A 15,647-nucleotide genomic window follows, 5' to 3' on the forward strand; every position below is an offset into this window, starting at 1 on the left:
GAACTTTCAACAGTTCCGCCCGTTTCCCTCAACGATAGAAAATGTGGTTGTCGATCCGGCCGACCCGGGTCAGCCGCCAGTTCGGCGACACGCGGGTCGCGTGGAAGAACAGGGCCCCCTTAGCAGGGCTCTTCCAGCTGCCGTCGCGGGCGATCTGGGCAATTGCCACGGCCTGCTGCCAGCTGGCGGAATGCTCCCGCACAGAGGGCATCGCATGGCCACGGACGAACGAAAACTGCGAGCGCTGCAAGACCACGCCGCAATAGCTGTCCGGGAACTTCTCCGACGCCGCACGGTTGATGATCACGCGGCCAACAGCAAGCTGGCCTTCCAGCGTCTCACCGCGCGCCTCGAAATAGATGGCGCCGGCAAGGCAGCGCATTTCCCGGCTCAAAGTCCCGGGCATATCCTGCTCGGCCACGAGTTCGGCCAGGGAAGCCACGTCGGAATTCTCTTCGACGCCTTCCTGAGCAGTGGTGTCATCCGTTGCGCGCTCGCCATTGTCGGAAGCAACTGCCTGCACGACCGGCTCGGAAACGAATGTCACTGCGGATTCCTGTTGGGCCGGTACCGGAAGCATATCCGAGGCGGCCGCGCCCGAACCCTGGGCGCCAAACAAAGTAGCAAGTACCGTAGCGGCGAGCGCAATCGCGCTGGCCCACTGAACCTTGGTTCGCATTACATCTTGATCAAATGCGGTGAACCCATCCGACACAGGCTGAAACGTGAAACCCCTCCGGGCATCATGATCACGTCCGGGCCTGCCGATAGTCCCCCGTCTGCGTGCTAGCCGGAAAGCCGGAATGCTTCCCATGCCGCCTGCGCGTTTGCGAAGGCGCCCATAGCTTGCAAAGCTTGCAAGTCAACCGGAAAAGTTAATTGAGGCCGATGAACCGTTCGCCCTGTGCGATGTCGAGCTCCACGATCCACAGATCGGGGTCCTGATCCCTGCGGCGACTTAGATAATCTGAAAATTCGTATTTATTTTCAGTATCTTGCTTCTTTACGCATTGCCATTGTCGAGTGCCGTCAATCTGCGGCATGCGCTCGTAAGCCTGTGAGTTTTCGCCCTTTTCCGTGGTCACGACCATGATCGTCCCGGCGTCACGCTCGCCTTTGTTAACTATCATTGCAAACCCGCCGGCCACCTCTACCGCCCGGATCATCGCCGCAACTTCAAGATGTGCCGGAAGCCGAGCGTCCATCACTCAGGACGCCGTCTGAGGCCCGGAATAGCCCGGCAGGCCGGAAAGAGCGATGCGCGAGCGCATGAACGTACCGGTTCCGCGGCCGACTTCGTCGCCTTCCTCATCGACCAACCGCGATTCAGCCACGAGCACCCGCCGGCGGCCGCTGACCCAGCGCCCCTCCGCCACGATTGTGCCGCCCTTGATGGGCTTGCTGAGGTGCAGGTTGAAAGAGGTGGTCAGCAGGAACCGGTCGGTCACCAGCGTGTTCGCTGCGTAGAATGCGGCATCATCCAGCATCTTGAAATAGATCGTGCCATGCGCTGCGCCCGCTGCATGGAAACAATCGGGTTCCACAACGAAAGTGATGCGCGAAAGCCCTTCGCCAAAGATCTCCAGTGAGGAACGGAACTTGTGGTTGATCGGCGCGGATGCGTAGAGCCCCTCCAGCGCACGCCAATGCAGGCTGGCTCCGGATTCTTTCGGCACCACGCCCGGCGCTGAATCAGGCGACATCGCGATCGATGACGTTGCAAAGCAGGCTGTAGAGGGCCTCGGAGCCGGGCGCGGCCAACAGCGCTTCATGCATGCGCTCATCCCGCATCATCCGCGAAATCGCTGCCAGAGCATGGAGATGCGTGGCGCCGGCGCCTTCTGGCGACAGCAACCCGAACACGAGATCGACCGGCATGCCGTCGGCAGAATCAAATTCCACCGCTGATTCGAGGCGCATGAAAGCGGCAACCGGGCGGCCAAGGCCTGGGATACGGGCATGGGGGATCGCGATCCGGCGCCCGAAGCCGGTACTGCCAAGCTCTTCGCGCTCGACGATACGTTCCAGAACCTTGTCGCGGTCAAGGTCATAGACCTCGCCAAAAAGCACCGCGAGCTGTCCCAGAATGATGTCCTTGCTGTCTGCGCTCGCCGTGATCACGGCTTCGGGCAACAGCGTGAAAAGACCACTCATTTCGAATCTAATTCTAGGATTTGATCGGTTTTCAATTTATAAATGCCCCCAACCCCCGGCAAAACCGGGGGTTTTTCTTTCTCCTCCGATCAGAAGTATGTCACGCCGAAGTAGGCGTCAGTGCGGTTCAACCCAGCCGATCGACCCGTCGCCGCGGCGATAAACCATATTATGCCGTCCAGTGCCAGCATTTTTGAAGAACAGCGCCGTCGTGTTGCGCAAATCCAGCATCATGACTGCGTCGGAAACGGTGGCCTCGGGCACGTCCACACGCGTTTCGGCGATGACGACCGGGGCATCGGCCTCAAGCTCGTCCTCGTGCTCAGCCGGAGTTTCCTCGAAGATGGTGTAGGCGGCCTGTTCAAAGGCGGCATCCTCCACCGACATCGCGTGGGCGGCCTGTTCGTGCCGGTCCTTCAGGCGGCGCTTGTAGCGGCGCAACTGCTTGTCGATCTTCTCGGCGGCCTGATCGAGCGCGAGATGGGCATCCTGAGCCAGTCCGGTGCCCTTGAGCACCAGGTTCTGCATGACATGCATGATGATATCGCACCGGAACGCGCCGGCGGGAGCGCGCCCGAACGTCACATGCGAGGACAGGGCCTTGCTGAAGTACTTTTCGATGATCGACGTCAGTCGCTCGCTGGCGTGGATCTGAAGGGCTTCACCAGTTTCGATCTGATGACCGGAGACGCGAATGTCCATGAGCGATTTCTCCTCGTACTAGTTGCTCTAGGCACCCCAGAGCGGGGTATCGACCGACTTGAGGAATTCCGCATGAGCGACCCTTTCCTCTTCGGTGGGCGCGTGGGGACGCGCCTGACGGTAAATACGGTCCTTTTTTGTGAAGACTTTGATTTCCGTCACGATTTCGGTATTTTCCGCGACCAGCTCCAGGCCGATCTGCCGGCCGCCACGCAATTCAACGTAGACCTGCGCAAGCAGCTCGGAGTCGAGCAGGGCGCCGTGCTTGGTGCGATGGCTGCGATCGATGCCGTAGCGGGTGCACAGGGCATCGAGTGAAAGCTTGGCGCCTGGATGACGGACCTTGGCGAGCGCCACGGTATCGACCATCCGGTCGCGGCTCACCTCGGGCAACCCGCAGAGCTTCAGTTCGGCATTGATGAAGTTGAAGTCGAACCCGGCGTTGTGCGCGACCATCGGGCTGTCCTCGATGAACTCGAGAAATTCCTGCGCGCATTCGGAAAACAGGGGCTTATCAGCCAGGAACGCGTCAGACAGCCCATGCACGGCCTCGGCCTCGGCGGGCATCGAACGCTCGGGATTGAAATAGGCGTGGTAGGTCCGGCCGGTCAGCACCCGGTTGACCATTTCGATGCAGCCGATTTCCACCATTCGGTCCCCGCTTTTGGGGTCGAAACCGGTCGTTTCGGTATCGAAGATGATCTCTCGCATCTCTACCCATATCTGCCTGCATCGGCCCCTGTGCAAGAGCCTGCGGGCGATTATTCTGCCCGGCCCAGCGCCTTTACGATGACGGCAACCTGCTGGCGGGTCTCGTCCAGCGAGCCGCCGGTGTCGATGACATAATCGGCCCGGGCCCGTTTTTCCGCATCGGGCACCTGAAGTGCCAGAATCCGTTCGAATTTTTCCACGGTCATGCCGGGCCTGGCCAGCACGCGCTCGCGCTGTGCCTCTGCCGGAGCGGACACCACCGCCACGGCATCGAGTCCTTCATGACCCCCTTTTTCATAGAGCAACGGGATATCGAAAACGATCAGCGGCACCTCCGCGTTTTCCCGCAGAAACGCACGGCGCATCTCCGCAACGGCAGGGTGGACGATTCCCTCGAGTCGCGCGAGCTTGTCCTTGTCGCCGAAAACGGCCGCGCCGAGCTTTTGCCGGTCGACACCATCTGGCCCGGTCGTTCCGGGAAAAGCCGACTCGATTTCCCCCAACAACACACCGCCCGGACCCTGCAGAACATGGACTGCGGCGTCGGCGTCGAACACCGGCACGCCGAGTTCGCGCATCATGCCCGCGACCGTCGACTTGCCCATGCCGATCGAGCCAGTGAGGCCAAGGATCTTCGAGCCACTCATGACAGGATCAGCCTGCGCAGCGCTTCATCATGCTCGCGCGGCGGCTTCCGGCCGAAAAAGTGGGCAAAGGCGATGTCCGCCTGCCCGATCAGCATCGAAAGGCCATCGACCGTCGCAAAGCCCGCCCCACGCGCGGCCTGCAGGAACGCGGTGTCGAGCGGACTGGTGACGATGTCATAGACCACACTGCCGGGCGGAGCATGGCTGAAGTCGAAAGCCAGCGGCGGCTGCCCGGTCATGCCCAGCGGGCTGGCATTCACGATCAGATCGAAACAGCCTTCGCGATCATCGAATGCGAAATCTGTGGGATCGCAGAAGTGCGCAAGGTCGATGGCATGATGGTCGGTGCCCGCCGCCAGTTCGTCGAGCATGGCCTGCGCCTTGGCCGGATCGCGCCCGGCCAGCACGATCACGAAGTTTTCCCGCGCCAGCGCCGCCACGATCGCACGGGCCGCACCGCCGGTGCCCAATACCCGGGCCATGCGAAACAGGTGCGTCTTGTCGAGGTCGCCCTGCAAGGGTTCGAGAAAACCAGGCGCATCGGTGTTATACCCCGTCAGCGTTCCGTCGGCTTCGCGCACCACCGTGTTGACAGCGCCGATCCGGGCCGCGAGCGGATCCAACCGGTCGAGCAGCGGGATAATCGCAAGCTTGTGCGGCATGGTAACATTGCACCCGCGCCAGTCCGGATCGGCCCGCCGTGCCGCGAGATACTCTCCAAGACCCTCCAACTTGACGAGACAGTGGCGGTAATCTGCTGCAATACCCAGCTTCTCCAGCCAGAAGTTGTGGATCGCCGGGCTCTTTGACTGGGCAATCGGATCGCCGATCACTTCGGCGTAAGGCATGGTCACTGCGACAACACTCCCATCCTGCGCAGCGCCGCCTGCACCATCAGCAGCGGCATGCCAAGGATTGTGAAGTAATCGCCCTCGATCCGGTCGAACAGTTGCACTCCGCGCCCTTCGATCCGGAACACACCTACGCATCCGGAAACCTCGGGCCATTCCGCTTCGAGATAGGACTCAATGAAATGATCGGACAAGGCCGCGACATGCAGCCGCGCCAGCGCCGGTTCAGCCCAGAGAACTTCGCCATCGCGCACCAGCGCTGCCGCGCTGTGCAATTCCATGACCTTGCCCGAAAAGAAGTGGAGATGTTCTGCCGCCTGATCGCGCGAAGCAGGCTTGTCGAACCGTCGGCCACCGCAGGAGACCAGAGAGTCACTGCCCAGCACGATTTCACCCGGCGCAAAGACTGCCAGCGCCTTGGCCCTCGCCAGTTCAAGAGCGATGACCTCTGCCGGAGCCTCGCCCAGACCCGTCTCGATGCGTCGTTCGTCGACATTGGCGGGTTGCGCACGAAATGGAATGCCGGCAGCTTCCAGCATGGCACGGCGCGAAGCGCTTTGAGAGGCAAGAACGATCATCGAAGTCATTTCCGGAATAAGGCGGATCAGATCGGTTTGGGACCGACTTGTCCCTGAGCCCCGGCCGCACGGCGCTCATTGTACAGATTGATGATGGCGGCGGCGGTCTCCTCGATCGACCGGCGCGTCACGTCAATCACGGGCCAGGAATTGTCCGCAAACATGCGCCGCGCATATTTGAGTTCGCTCTCTACCTTCTCCGACTGGACGTAATCCGTGTCGGGCGCTTGGCTCAGCGACAGCAGGCGGTTGCGGCGGACCTGAATCAGGCGGTCGGAAGCCGTCGTCAGTCCCACCACCATCGGGCGCCTGAGGCCGAACAAGGCAGAGGGCGGCGGACTTTCCACAACGATGGGAATATTGGCCACCTTGTACCCACGGTTGGCGAGATAGATGCTGGTTGGCGTCTTGCTGGTGCGCGAGACACCCGCAAGAACGATGTCAGCGTCCTCCCACTCTTCCCAGGCAATGCCATCGTCGTGCGCAATGGTATATTGAATGGCATCGACGCGCGCAAAATAGGCATCGTCTAGCTTGTGCTGGCGACCCGGCCGGCCCTTGGCTTCCTGCCCAAGGTGCGCCTCGAGCGCGTCAGTCACGCCATCGAGCACAGCAATCGCGGGCAGGCCCAGCACCTGACAGCGCTCTTCCAGCCGTCCGCGCGTATCCTCGTTCACCAGCGTGAAGAAGACGAGTCCAGGATTGGACGCGATTTCCCCCATGATCCGGTCGAGATGCTGCTGCGAGCGCACCATTGGCCAGAAGTGTCGCAATACGTCGGAATCGTCGAACTGGGCCAGCGCAGCCTTGGCGATCATCTCCAGCGTTTCACCGGTGGAATCCGAAAGGAGATGCAGGTTAAATCGCGCCATAAAGTGGGGTCTGGACCGCTTGTGGATATCTTCTGGCATAAACCACGGGAGCAATCCGGTGACAACCGATGGAGAACTTCCGATGCGGATTTCCTGCCCGATAACGGCATTCCACAGGCAGGATTATGGACAGGCCGGAAGTGCATTCCACACCCTGTGGACAAGGCGAACAACCTTTCCTTGACCGAGCAGGACCTGAGAGTCGTATGGCGCACTTCACCCTGTTCATGACGGGACAAATCGGGCAAGGCGCGCTCATCCCCGATATCCACAGGGCCAACAGACTCCATAATCCTTTATATAAATTATCTTTTATTTTTTTGATCGGACCCGAAACGCGATGCCCGGCCTTCTCCTGAACACGCTACGTGGCGAAAATTCCAGCAAGCGGCCCGTCTGGCTCATGCGCCAGGCTGGACGCTATCTTCCCGAGTACCGGGCACTCAGGGCAGAGAAGGGCGGCTTCCTCGCGCTCGTCTACGATACCGACGCGGCAGCCGAGATCACCTTGCAGCCGATCCGTCGTTTCGGCTTCGACGGGGCCATCCTGTTTTCCGATATCCTGATCGTTCCCTATGCCATGGGGCAGGATCTCCAGTTCCTGGCAGGCGAGGGACCCAAATTGTCGCCGAGGCTGGTCGATCACGCACTGGCCGGGCTCACCGCAGTGCCGGAGCGGCTCTCTCCGATCTATGAAACCGTCCGGAAAGTGCGGGCTTCGCTGGATGTGGATAAAACCATGCTGGGTTTCGCAGGGTCGCCGTGGACTGTCGCAACGTACATGGTGGCAGGCGAGGGCAGCCGCGACCAGCACGAGACGCGTGCGATGGCATACCGTGATCCGCAAGCCTTCGGAGCAGTCATCGAAAGCGTGATCGCAGTGACTGTGGACTATCTGTGCGGCCAGATCGAAGCGGGCGCCGAAGCGGTCCAGCTGTTCGATTCATGGGCGGGAAGTCTTGCGCCCGCCCAGTTCGAAAAGTGGGTGATCGCACCCAACGCCGCGATCGTCTCGGCGCTGAAGGAGCGCCATCCGCAAGTACCGGTGATCGGCTTCCCCAAGGGTTCCGGGGAGAAACTGGCCGCCTATGCCCGCGAAACCGGCGTCGATGCCGTGGGTGTGGATGAAACCATCGATCCGCTCTGGGCTGCAAGCACCCTGCCCGAGGGGCTGCCGGTGCAGGGCAATCTCGATCCGCTTATCTTGCTGTCAGGCGGGGACGAACTCGACGATCAGACCTGCCGCGTGCTTGATGCCTTTGCGGGACGTCCCCACGTTTTCAATCTTGGCCACGGCATTGGCCAGCATACGCCGATTGAAAACGTCGAGCGTCTTCTGGCAAAAGTACGGGCGTGGGAACACTGAAACGAAACCGATAACCACAGACAGGGGCGAACCGGCGCCAAGGGGCGGGCGCCTGTAGGGTGACCTCATGGAGCAGATCTTGCTGACGACCTATCTCTGGCTGAAAGCCGGGCACATCATCTTCGTGATCTTCTGGATGGCCGGCCTGTTCATGTTGCCGCGCTATTTCGTCTATCATCAGGAATCAGAGCCCGGTTCGGCCGAGGAGGCGCGCTGGATTGATCGCGAAGCCAAGCTGCGCAAGATCATCCTGACTCCCTCGCTGATCATGGTCTGGCTTTTCGGCGTCGCGCTGGCCACGGCGATGAACTTCTGGAGCGAACCCTGGCTGCACGCCAAGCTGTTGTTCGTGCTGGGCCTTACTGGCTATCACGGCTGGCTGGTGGGCTATGCGAAAAAACTGGCCAAGGGACAGCGCCCGCTGACGGGCAAGAAGCTGCGCCTGCTCAATGAAATCCCCGGGCTTGCCGCGGCCGTTATCGTGGTTCTCGTCGTCGTCAAACCGTTCTGAGGTATTGCCGGGATGATTGCCCTTCTTGCCTCGGTTGCGCTTGCTGCGATGGATCCTTCTGTCGAGCAGGATCTACGATGCATCGGCGTCTTTGCTATTGCCGCATCCCGGAATGAAGAGATGAGCGCGGGAGAACAGGCCGGGATAACCGGTGCGATGATGTTCTACCTTGGCCGCATCGAAGGACACGAGCCGGAATTCCACCTGCAGGATAGTCTGACGGAACTCCTGCAATCCCCGTCCTATCTCAAGGGTTTGCCCGAGGAGGCAAAGCGCTGCGGTGCCGAAATGATGGCCAAGGGGAAGGAACTGACGGATCTTGGCAACGCCATGCAGCAGGCGGGCCGGGAAGAGGTTCCCGGTGGCAAGTGACTCGATCCGGCGTGCGCGGCATCCGGTCTGACAGATGATCCGTTGACCGCGCGGCGCACTGCGCCTATTTAAGCGGTGTTCCGGCAACGGGGCGGCGAGCCCTTTTCGCATGCCCGGATCTGCTTTCCCCAAGCCCATCGATCCGCCGGCCGACACTATTTTTCCATTCGGAATCCAGCAATATGCACCTGAAAGAACTCAAGAAAAAGAACGCGGCCGAACTGGTCGAAATGGCAGAGGAAATGGGCGTCGAAGGCGCCTCGACGATGCGCCGGCAGGATCTCATGTTCGGGATCCTCAAGGAAGTGGCCGAGGACGGTGAGGAAATCATTGGCCAGGGCACGATCGAGGTTCTGCCTGATGGCTTCGGCTTCCTGCGCAGCCCGGAAGCGAACTATCTCGCCGGTCCAGACGATATCTACGTTTCGCCCAACCAGGTCCGCAAATGGGGCCTGCGCACCGGCGATACGGTCGAAGGAGAAATTCGCGCGCCGAAGGACGGTGAGCGCTACTTCGCCATCACCAAGCTCATGAGCGTCAACTTCGACGATCCCGACGTGGTGCGCCACCGCGTCAACTTCGACAACCTGACGCCGCTCTATCCCGATCAGCGCCTGAAGCTCGACAGCCTCGACCCGACGGTCAAGGACAAGTCGGCCCGCGTGATCGATCTCATCTCGCCGCAGGGCAAGGGCCAGCGTGCGCTGATCGTGGCACCGCCGCGCACCGGTAAGACGGTCCTGCTGCAGAACATGGCCAAGGCCATCACCGACAACCATCCGGAAGTCTTCCTGCTGGTGCTGCTCGTCGACGAGCGCCCGGAAGAAGTCACGGACATGCAGCGTTCGGTGAAGGGCGAGGTCATTTCCTCGACCTTCGACGAGCCCGCACAGCGCCACGTGCAGGTCGCCGAAATGGTGATCGAGAAGGCCAAGCGCCTCGTCGAGCACAAGCGCGATGTTGTTATCCTGCTCGACTCGATCACGCGTCTGGGCCGCGCCTACAACACTGTGGTACCGAGTTCGGGTAAGGTTCTGACCGGTGGTGTCGATGCTAACGCCCTGCAGCGCCCGAAGCGCTTCTTCGGCGCCGCGCGCAACATCGAGGAAGGCGGTTCGCTCTCGATCATCGCCACGGCCCTGATCGACACCGGCAGTCGTATGGACGAAGTCATCTTCGAGGAATTCAAGGGCACCGGTAACTCGGAAATCGTCCTCGACCGCAAGGTGGCCGACAAGCGCATCTTCCCGGCACTCGACGTGGGCAAGTCCGGCACCCGCAAGGAAGAGCTGCTGGTTCCCAAGGACCAGCTCTCGAAGATGTGGGTCCTGCGCCGCATTCTCATGCAGATGGGTACGGTCGATGCGATGGAGTTCCTCCTCGACAAGATGAAGGATTCCAAGACCAACGAAGATTTCTTCGCGACCATGAACCAGTAAGCGGGGTAATTCGGTTTGATCACCCTTGGAATGCTAGCTGTCGCGGCCTCTCTGGGTGGTCCGGCCGAAATCCTGCAGCACATCGCGGCCGATTTCTCGAACATCACCGAACCGGCGGCTATGGCGGCTTTCGGTCAGGTGCTGATGATCGACCTCCTGCTTGCCGGCGACAATGCGATTGTCGTCGGTGCGCTCGCCGCTGGGCTGCCTGCTGCGGACCGCAAGAAGGTGATCCTGATCGGTATCGGCGCCGCGCTTGTCCTGCGTATCGTCTTTGCGCTGATGGTCACATGGCTGCTTGGAATTGTCGGGCTGATCTTCGCCGGTGGACTGCTGTTGCTGTGGGTCGCGTGGAAATTCTGGCGCGAACTGCATCACGGCGGTGAAAGTGCTGGCTCGCCGGAGATCGAAGGTGACGAGGAAAGCGGGTTGCGCGCCGCCAGGAGCTTTGCCGGAGCGGCCTGGGCTGTTGCGGTGGCCGACGTCTCGATGAGCCTCGACAATGTGCTCGCCGTCGCCGGCGCGGCGCGCGAGCATCCGGGCATCCTGATCGTCGGTCTGTTGCTGTCGGTGGTCCTGATGGGCGTCGCGGCGAATTTCATTGCCAAGTACATCGAACGCTACCGCTGGATCGCCTATATCGGCCTGGCCGTGATCCTCTACGTTGCCGTGAAAATGATCTACGAGGGCTGGATCGACCCGCACCTCGGCGTTTCGACTCTATTCTGACAAAAAGGCCGGAGAGTACGAAACTCTCCGGCCTTTTTGTCATTTCACCGGTTGCAGCTTCACGCGCTTGTCCGGAACGGTCTTGGTCCGTTTGGGGATGGTGCGGCGCGCAGGGCGTTCTGGTACGTCTTCATAGACGGTTTCGACGGTTTCCGTGCAATGCGGCTTGGGCCGGATGATGGGGACCATCATCATCGGCCCTGCCGTGCAGCAACCCTGCGCGGAGTAGCCATAGGCAGAATAGTAGCTCTGGCCGTAGCCATAACCGGGATACCCGCCGCCATGGGTATAGCGGGCATAGTAATCATCAAGATAGGCTTCACACTCGTCGCGGTTGCGGCCCGCGTCCTCAGTCTTGTCGATGGCTGCACCGGCGGCGGCGCCAACGGCGGCTCCGGCGAATGTACCCATGGTGCGGTGATGCCTGCCGGCAATGCGGTTACCCGCGATCCCGCCCACCACGCCGCCGATCACGGCACCGCCTGCCGCGGAATCGCGTGCCGCCACGCGGCGGCGGCAATCGGCCAGCCAGGCATCGCGTGCCGCCGGATCGAAGCCGCCGTAATGGGGCCCGGCGGGATAGGCTGGTAGTGCATCGCCTGATGCCGGTCGTGGTGAAGGCGGAGCGTCCTGTGAGGCGACGGGACTGGCGAGGAGAGTCAGTGCTGCCGCGGCAGCCGTAAGACAGAGACGCATCGGGAAGGCCCTTTCGCGACAACCGGACAGTCACGTCCGTTAGTTAACACGAATTTTACCATCGTAACCCGCGCAATACCAAGTCTGCGGCGGTCCTGACTGGGCGCGTGTCCCGATTCGGCTCAGTTCCGTCAGATCGAAAGTGCAGCCACTTGAGCAATCAGCTGCATCCCGGCGGCATCCCCGTCATCGAAGCGGCCCGGCGTCGGGCTGTCGAGATCGATCACGGCAATCACCCTGCCCTCCACGGTTACCGGCACGACCAGTTCGGAACGGCTCTCCGTGTCGCAGGCAATGTGCCCGGGAAAGGCGTGGACGTCGGGCACGACCTGCGTCGATCCCAACGCGGCGGCGGTGCCGCATACACCCACACCAAAGGGGATGCGGATGCAGGCGGGCTTGCCGATGAACGGGCCAAGGACAAGTTCATCGCCGATCGCCCGGTAGAATCCCGCCCAGTTGAGATCGGGCACGAACTGCCAGATCGCGGCGGCAAGATTGGCCATGTTCGCGACGGGGTCGCGCTCACCTTCGACCAGCGCGTGGGCGGCGCGGGCGAGGGCGCTGTAGAGTTCGGGCTTTCCAAGATCGTGTTGTGGGGCAAAGTCGTACATGGCAGCGCGTTAGCGCAACTCGCGGTTGCCGCCTAGGCGCGGCGGGCCTATCTCCTCGCCATGCGCTCGATCCTCAAGAAGGCCGCCCTGGTCCTGCTCGTCCTCGTCCTCGCAATCGCAGGGGTGATTGGCTGGTCTCAGTATTCCAACACATCGGACCTGCCGAGCGATGCGACGGCCGGGAAAGACCCGAAGCTGGTCGAGCCCGATCCGCAATGGATTCCCAGCGTCGGTCTGGTGAAGCCGGTCGGCTGGGGCAAGGACGAGATGCCCAAGGCGGCCGATGGCCTTGCCGTGACACGTTTTGCCGAAGGCCTCGATCATCCGCGCACGATGCTCACGCTGCCCAATGGCGACGTGCTGGTCGCCGAAACCAATGGACCTGCCGGCGAGCCGCCGAAGGGCCTGTTCGGTCTGGCGGCCCGCTGGGCGATGGCGAAGGTCGGCGCCGGCGTTCCCTCGCCCGACAAGATCGTGCTGCTGCGCGATTCGAATGGTGACGGCGTGGCCGACCAGCGGTTCGATTTCCGCACGGCGGACATGCACTCCCCCTCGGGCATGGCTTACCGCGACGGCACGCTCTACATCGCCAACCACGACGCCATTCTCGAATTCACGTTCACGCCGGGCGCCACTACGCTGGAGGGTTCTGCGAAAAAGCTGATGGACCTGTGGCCCGCCGGCAATCACTGGATGCGCAACGTGCTGCTGAGCGACGATGGCAAGCACCTCTATGTCGCAGTTGGTTCGGCGACCAATATCGCCGATAACGGCATGGAAGAGGAAGCGGGCCGCGCGGCGATCTGGGAAGTCGATACCACCACCGGCCGGCGCCGTCAGTTCGCGGCGGGGATGCGCAATCCCAACGGCATGGACTGGAATCCGCAGACCGGCGAAATGTGGGCCACGGTGCAGGAGCGCGACATGCTCGGACCCGATCTGGTGCCCGACTATTTCACTAACGTGCCGGTCGGCGTGCAGTATGGCTGGCCCTGGGTCTACTGGAAGAACACCTTCGACGACCGTGTTCAGTGGCCGATGCAGACCTACATGATCGAATACACCCGCAAGCCCGAATACGCGATGGGGGCGCATACGGCGGTGCTGGGCATGACTTTTGACAAGGGCGGCACGCGGCTTGGCGCAAAATTCCAGAATGGTGCTTTCATTGCCCGCCACGGCTCATGGAACCGCCGCCCGCCGGTGGGCTACGATGTCGTCTTTATCCCGTTCGACGATCACGGCAATCCCAAGGATGTGAAGCCGCAGCCCGTGCTGAGCGGATTCCTGATCGACAACGGCAAGACTCACGGCCGCCCCACATGGGTTGCCTGGGACAAGTCCGGCGCGCTGCTGGTCAGCGACGATACCGCCGGGATAATCTGGCGTGTCGAAAAGCCGGACGCCGCGTCTTCGCCTGAGGTCAAGCCGGTGGTGACCGAGCACATGAAGCCGCTCAAGGAAATCAAGGACCCGACGCTGCCGAATATCCCGGGTGAGCTGGATGCCGGCTTCACCGCCGGGAAGGACAAGCTGCTGCCCTGAGCCGAACCTCAGGGTGCAGTGATCAGATCACCTTGCCTGCCCGTCCTGCCAGTTCGTTGACATATTGCCAGGCCACGCGCCCGGACCGGGCGCCGCGGCGGCGGGACCATTCGAGCGCATCGCCGGTCTCCCAATCGAGGCCGAATTCGCGGGTATAGCCTTCAATGATGGCGAGGTAGGCATCCTGATCGCAGTTGTGGAAGCCGATCGACAGGCCGAAGCGGTCAGCCAGCGCCAGCCGGTCGTCGACGGCATCGCGCGGGTTGATCGGGTCGTCCTGCTCCGACATCGACCGTGCCACGATTGCCCGGCGGTTCGAGGTGACGGCAAGCCGGACATTGGCCGGACGCGCTTCCACCCCGCCTTCCAGCCAGGAGCGCAACAGGCGCGGGCCCGCGCCATCGTCTTCCTCGAAACCGAGATCGTCGATGAAGACAAGAAAGCGGCGGTCGATCTTGCCGAGCGTCGCGAACAGCGCTGTCACGCCCGAAAGCGCTTCCTGCGCCACCTGAACGAGCGCGATACAGCCTGGATGCCCGCTGTGCGCCGCGCGGATTGCCGCACGCAGCACGGCCGACTTGCCCATGCCGCGCGATCCCCACAGCAGCATGTCGTGCGCGGCATGGCCGGCGGCGAGGCGCTCGACATTGGTGACCACGCGTTCCTTCTGGGTGTCGATCCCGCGCAGCAGGTCCAAAGCAGGGGCATCGAGCCGCTCGACGGCGCGGGCGGCACTGCCGGTCCATACATAGGCCGGGTGCGCCAGCCAGTCGCAAGGCGGCGCGGGCGGCGGTGCCAGACGGTCGAGTGCATCGGCAATGCGAGAGAGGAGCAGGCCGTGATCGGGCTGTGTGGAAGTCATTCGCGCGCTTTTCCTTGGCATTCGTCGCGCGCGGCTATAGCGGCGGGTCATGGATCACACCAGCCGACCTGTTGTCTTGCCTGCCGATGCGGCGGGAATTGCCGAGGCCGCGCGTCTGCTGCGCGAGGGTGGTCTGGTCGCGGTGCCCACCGAGACGGTCTACGGCCTTGCCGCCAGAGCCGACCGCGACGAATCCGTAGCAGCGATCTATCAGGCCAAGGGCCGTCCGAGCTTCAATCCGCTGATCGTCCATGTCGCCAGTGTCGAGGCTGCGCAGGAGCTGGCGTCGTTCGATGCATGTGCCCTGAGGCTGGCCGAAGTTTTCTGGCCGGGGGCGCTGACGCTGGTCCTGCCCTTGCAGCCAGGTGCACCGGTGGCCGCTGCCGTGACCGCCGGATTGTCGACGATAGCGCTGCGCTGTCCGGCTCATCCGGTGATGCGTGCGATTATTGCCGAAGCGGGCCTGCCGCTGGCAGCGCCCTCGGCCAATCGCAGTGGCGGCGTGAGTCCGACCGGGGCCGGGCATGTGCTGTCCTCGCTGGGGGACCGGATCGATGCTGTCGTGGATGGCGGCGCTTGCGAGGCCGGGCTGGAATCGACCATCGTGGCCTTGCGCGCTGATGGCCGCTGGCAGGTTCTGCGCCCCGGCCCGATACCAGAGTTGGCCATTTCTGCCGTTCTGGGCACAGTCAGTGACGCCGTGACGTCACAGGCTATCGAGGCGCCGGGCCAGCTGATCAGCCACTATGCACCGGGAAAGCCGGTGCGGCTTGACGCGGCAACGGCGGACGAGGACGAATTTCACATCGGTTTTGGCGAGGTGGCAGGTGACGTCACGCTGTCAGCTTCGGGCGACCTGATCGAAGCGGCGGCGCGGCTCTATGCCTTGCTGCATGAAGGTGCCGCATCGAACCGGCCGCGCATCGCGATCGCGCCGATCCCCGTGCACGGGGTCGGTGAAGCCATCAACGACCGGCTGAAGCGCGCGGCCGCCTGAG

The 15,647-nt window shown here is 62.4% G+C and carries 20 protein-coding genes; 7 read left to right on the forward strand and 13 right to left on the reverse strand.

Translation table 11 applies throughout. The features are described from left to right. Window positions 1-28: 28 nt before the first annotated feature. The 10 genes from MTR64_RS15130 to MTR64_RS15175 all read right to left on the reverse strand — a co-directional run bounded on the left by MTR64_RS15130 (window position 29) and on the right by MTR64_RS15175 (window position 6,515). Window positions 29-679 carry a cell wall hydrolase gene (locus MTR64_RS15130; protein WP_243995218.1) on the reverse strand — a complete coding sequence of 217 codons (651 nt, stop codon included), beginning with the start codon at window positions 677-679 and terminating at the stop codon, window positions 29-31. Between the two features lie 196 nt (window positions 680-875). Next, window positions 876-1,205: a DUF1491 family protein gene (locus tag MTR64_RS15135; protein ID WP_243995099.1), complete on the reverse strand. Its 330-nt coding sequence runs from the start codon at window positions 1,203-1,205 to the stop codon at window positions 876-878. Window positions 1,206-1,208: 3 nt separating this feature from the next. Beyond that, a complete protein-coding gene (locus tag MTR64_RS15140) occupies window positions 1,209-1,703 on the reverse strand; it encodes a PaaI family thioesterase (protein WP_243995101.1) in 495 nt (164 codons plus the stop codon). Beyond that, a complete protein-coding gene (locus MTR64_RS15145; RefSeq protein ID WP_243995103.1) occupies window positions 1,693-2,154 on the reverse strand; it encodes a PTS sugar transporter subunit IIA in 462 nt (153 codons plus the stop codon). Before MTR64_RS15145 ends, MTR64_RS15140 begins: the two co-directional genes overlap by 11 nt. Window positions 2,155-2,271: 117 nt before the next feature. Next, a complete protein-coding gene (gene hpf, locus MTR64_RS15150) occupies window positions 2,272-2,856 on the reverse strand; it encodes a ribosome hibernation-promoting factor, HPF/YfiA family (protein WP_243995105.1) in 585 nt (194 codons plus the stop codon). Window positions 2,857-2,883: 27 nt separating this feature from the next. Beyond that, window positions 2,884-3,567: a DNA polymerase III subunit epsilon gene (dnaQ, locus tag MTR64_RS15155; RefSeq protein WP_243995108.1), complete on the reverse strand. Its 684-nt coding sequence runs from the start codon at window positions 3,565-3,567 to the stop codon at window positions 2,884-2,886. 50 nt (window positions 3,568-3,617) lie between these two features. Continuing rightward, complete coding sequence (coaE, locus tag MTR64_RS15160; protein ID WP_243995110.1) at window positions 3,618-4,214, reverse strand: dephospho-CoA kinase; 597 nt, start codon at window positions 4,212-4,214, stop codon at window positions 3,618-3,620. Beyond that, window positions 4,211-5,062, reverse strand: coding sequence for a shikimate dehydrogenase family protein (locus MTR64_RS15165; protein ID WP_243995220.1), 852 nt, complete (start codon window positions 5,060-5,062; stop codon window positions 4,211-4,213). The genes coaE and MTR64_RS15165 overlap by 4 nt, the downstream gene beginning before the upstream one ends. A 2-nt stretch (window positions 5,063-5,064) precedes the next feature. Further along, complete coding sequence (locus tag MTR64_RS15170; protein WP_243995112.1) at window positions 5,065-5,643, reverse strand: Maf family protein; 579 nt, start codon at window positions 5,641-5,643, stop codon at window positions 5,065-5,067. Between the two features lie 26 nt (window positions 5,644-5,669). Next, a complete protein-coding gene (locus MTR64_RS15175) occupies window positions 5,670-6,515 on the reverse strand; it encodes a pyruvate, water dikinase regulatory protein (protein WP_243995114.1) in 846 nt (281 codons plus the stop codon). Between the two features lie 340 nt (window positions 6,516-6,855). Between MTR64_RS15175 and hemE the strand changes: the two genes are divergently transcribed. From hemE to MTR64_RS15200, 5 genes are all read left to right on the forward strand, one after another. Further along, window positions 6,856-7,881 (forward strand): uroporphyrinogen decarboxylase, encoded by a 1,026-nt coding sequence (gene hemE / locus MTR64_RS15180; RefSeq protein ID WP_243995116.1) that lies wholly within the window; start codon window positions 6,856-6,858, stop codon window positions 7,879-7,881. A gap of 67 nt (window positions 7,882-7,948) precedes the next feature. Next, complete coding sequence (locus MTR64_RS15185) at window positions 7,949-8,392, forward strand: CopD family protein (RefSeq protein WP_243995118.1); 444 nt, start codon at window positions 7,949-7,951, stop codon at window positions 8,390-8,392. Window positions 8,393-8,404: 12 nt separating this feature from the next. Beyond that, on the forward strand, window positions 8,405-8,764 hold the full coding sequence (locus MTR64_RS15190) for a hypothetical protein (protein WP_243995120.1): 360 nt from the start codon (window positions 8,405-8,407) through the stop codon (window positions 8,762-8,764). Between the two features lie 182 nt (window positions 8,765-8,946). Next, window positions 8,947-10,203 (forward strand): transcription termination factor Rho, encoded by a 1,257-nt coding sequence (gene rho, locus MTR64_RS15195; protein WP_243995122.1) that lies wholly within the window; start codon window positions 8,947-8,949, stop codon window positions 10,201-10,203. A gap of 30 nt (window positions 10,204-10,233) precedes the next feature. Continuing rightward, window positions 10,234-10,932: a YjbE family putative metal transport protein gene (locus MTR64_RS15200; protein WP_243995124.1), complete on the forward strand. Its 699-nt coding sequence runs from the start codon at window positions 10,234-10,236 to the stop codon at window positions 10,930-10,932. A gap of 39 nt (window positions 10,933-10,971) precedes the next feature. On the opposite strand, the gene MTR64_RS15205 is transcribed toward MTR64_RS15200, so the two are convergent. Further along, window positions 10,972-11,628 (reverse strand): glycine zipper 2TM domain-containing protein, encoded by a 657-nt coding sequence (locus tag MTR64_RS15205; protein WP_243995126.1) that lies wholly within the window; start codon window positions 11,626-11,628, stop codon window positions 10,972-10,974. 131 nt (window positions 11,629-11,759) lie between these two features. Further along, window positions 11,760-12,242 (reverse strand): GAF domain-containing protein, encoded by a 483-nt coding sequence (locus tag MTR64_RS15210; RefSeq protein WP_243995128.1) that lies wholly within the window; start codon window positions 12,240-12,242, stop codon window positions 11,760-11,762. A 60-nt stretch (window positions 12,243-12,302) separates the two neighbouring features. On the opposite strand from MTR64_RS15210, the gene MTR64_RS15215 reads away from it, so the two are divergent. Then, window positions 12,303-13,787, forward strand: a complete 1,485-nt coding sequence (locus tag MTR64_RS15215) for a PQQ-dependent sugar dehydrogenase (protein ID WP_243995130.1) — start codon at window positions 12,303-12,305, stop codon at window positions 13,785-13,787. Between the two features lie 22 nt (window positions 13,788-13,809). Here MTR64_RS15215 and MTR64_RS15220 read toward each other — a convergent pair whose 3' ends face one another. Next, the gene (locus MTR64_RS15220) at window positions 13,810-14,649 is read right to left on the reverse strand and encodes a DUF815 domain-containing protein (protein ID WP_243995132.1); all 840 of its coding nucleotides are present in this window, start codon (window positions 14,647-14,649) and stop codon (window positions 13,810-13,812) included. Between the two features lie 49 nt (window positions 14,650-14,698). Here MTR64_RS15220 and MTR64_RS15225 point away from each other — a divergent pair, with 49 nt between their 5' ends. Continuing rightward, window positions 14,699-15,646 carry an L-threonylcarbamoyladenylate synthase gene (locus MTR64_RS15225; protein ID WP_243995134.1) on the forward strand — a complete coding sequence of 316 codons (948 nt, stop codon included), beginning with the start codon at window positions 14,699-14,701 and terminating at the stop codon, window positions 15,644-15,646. The last annotated feature ends 1 nt before the right edge of the window (window position 15,647 follow it).

The sequence above is a fragment of the Novosphingobium album (ex Hu et al. 2023) genome (assembly GCF_022832385.1).
GTDB classification, from domain to species: Bacteria; Pseudomonadota; Alphaproteobacteria; order Sphingomonadales; family Sphingomonadaceae; genus Novosphingobium; species Novosphingobium album.

Coding starts and splice junctions, on each gene's coding strand:
- MTR64_RS15130 (WP_243995218.1), bottom strand. CDS start 679: ATGCGAACCAAGGTTCAGTGGGCCAGCGCGATTGCGCTCGCCGCTACG.
- MTR64_RS15135 (WP_243995099.1), bottom strand. CDS start 1,205: ATGGACGCTCGGCTTCCGGCACATCTTGAAGTTGCGGCGATGATCCGG.
- MTR64_RS15140 (WP_243995101.1), bottom strand. CDS start 1,703: ATGTCGCCTGATTCAGCGCCGGGCGTGGTGCCGAAAGAATCCGGAGCC.
- MTR64_RS15145 (WP_243995103.1), bottom strand. CDS start 2,154: ATGAGTGGTCTTTTCACGCTGTTGCCCGAAGCCGTGATCACGGCGAGC.
- hpf (WP_243995105.1), bottom strand. CDS start 2,856: ATGGACATTCGCGTCTCCGGTCATCAGATCGAAACTGGTGAAGCCCTT.
- dnaQ (WP_243995108.1), bottom strand. CDS start 3,567: ATGCGAGAGATCATCTTCGATACCGAAACGACCGGTTTCGACCCCAAA.
- coaE (WP_243995110.1), bottom strand. CDS start 4,214: ATGAGTGGCTCGAAGATCCTTGGCCTCACTGGCTCGATCGGCATGGGC.
- MTR64_RS15165 (WP_243995220.1), bottom strand. CDS start 5,062: ATGCCTTACGCCGAAGTGATCGGCGATCCGATTGCCCAGTCAAAGAGC.
- MTR64_RS15170 (WP_243995112.1), bottom strand. CDS start 5,643: ATGATCGTTCTTGCCTCTCAAAGCGCTTCGCGCCGTGCCATGCTGGAA.
- MTR64_RS15175 (WP_243995114.1), bottom strand. CDS start 6,515: ATGGCGCGATTTAACCTGCATCTCCTTTCGGATTCCACCGGTGAAACG.
- hemE (WP_243995116.1), top strand. CDS start 6,856: ATGCCCGGCCTTCTCCTGAACACGCTACGTGGCGAAAATTCCAGCAAG.
- MTR64_RS15185 (WP_243995118.1), top strand. CDS start 7,949: ATGGAGCAGATCTTGCTGACGACCTATCTCTGGCTGAAAGCCGGGCAC.
- MTR64_RS15190 (WP_243995120.1), top strand. CDS start 8,405: ATGATTGCCCTTCTTGCCTCGGTTGCGCTTGCTGCGATGGATCCTTCT.
- rho (WP_243995122.1), top strand. CDS start 8,947: ATGCACCTGAAAGAACTCAAGAAAAAGAACGCGGCCGAACTGGTCGAA.
- MTR64_RS15200 (WP_243995124.1), top strand. CDS start 10,234: ATGCTAGCTGTCGCGGCCTCTCTGGGTGGTCCGGCCGAAATCCTGCAG.
- MTR64_RS15205 (WP_243995126.1), bottom strand. CDS start 11,628: ATGCGTCTCTGTCTTACGGCTGCCGCGGCAGCACTGACTCTCCTCGCC.
- MTR64_RS15210 (WP_243995128.1), bottom strand. CDS start 12,242: ATGTACGACTTTGCCCCACAACACGATCTTGGAAAGCCCGAACTCTAC.
- MTR64_RS15215 (WP_243995130.1), top strand. CDS start 12,303: ATGCGCTCGATCCTCAAGAAGGCCGCCCTGGTCCTGCTCGTCCTCGTC.
- MTR64_RS15220 (WP_243995132.1), bottom strand. CDS start 14,649: ATGACTTCCACACAGCCCGATCACGGCCTGCTCCTCTCTCGCATTGCC.
- MTR64_RS15225 (WP_243995134.1), top strand. CDS start 14,699: ATGGATCACACCAGCCGACCTGTTGTCTTGCCTGCCGATGCGGCGGGA.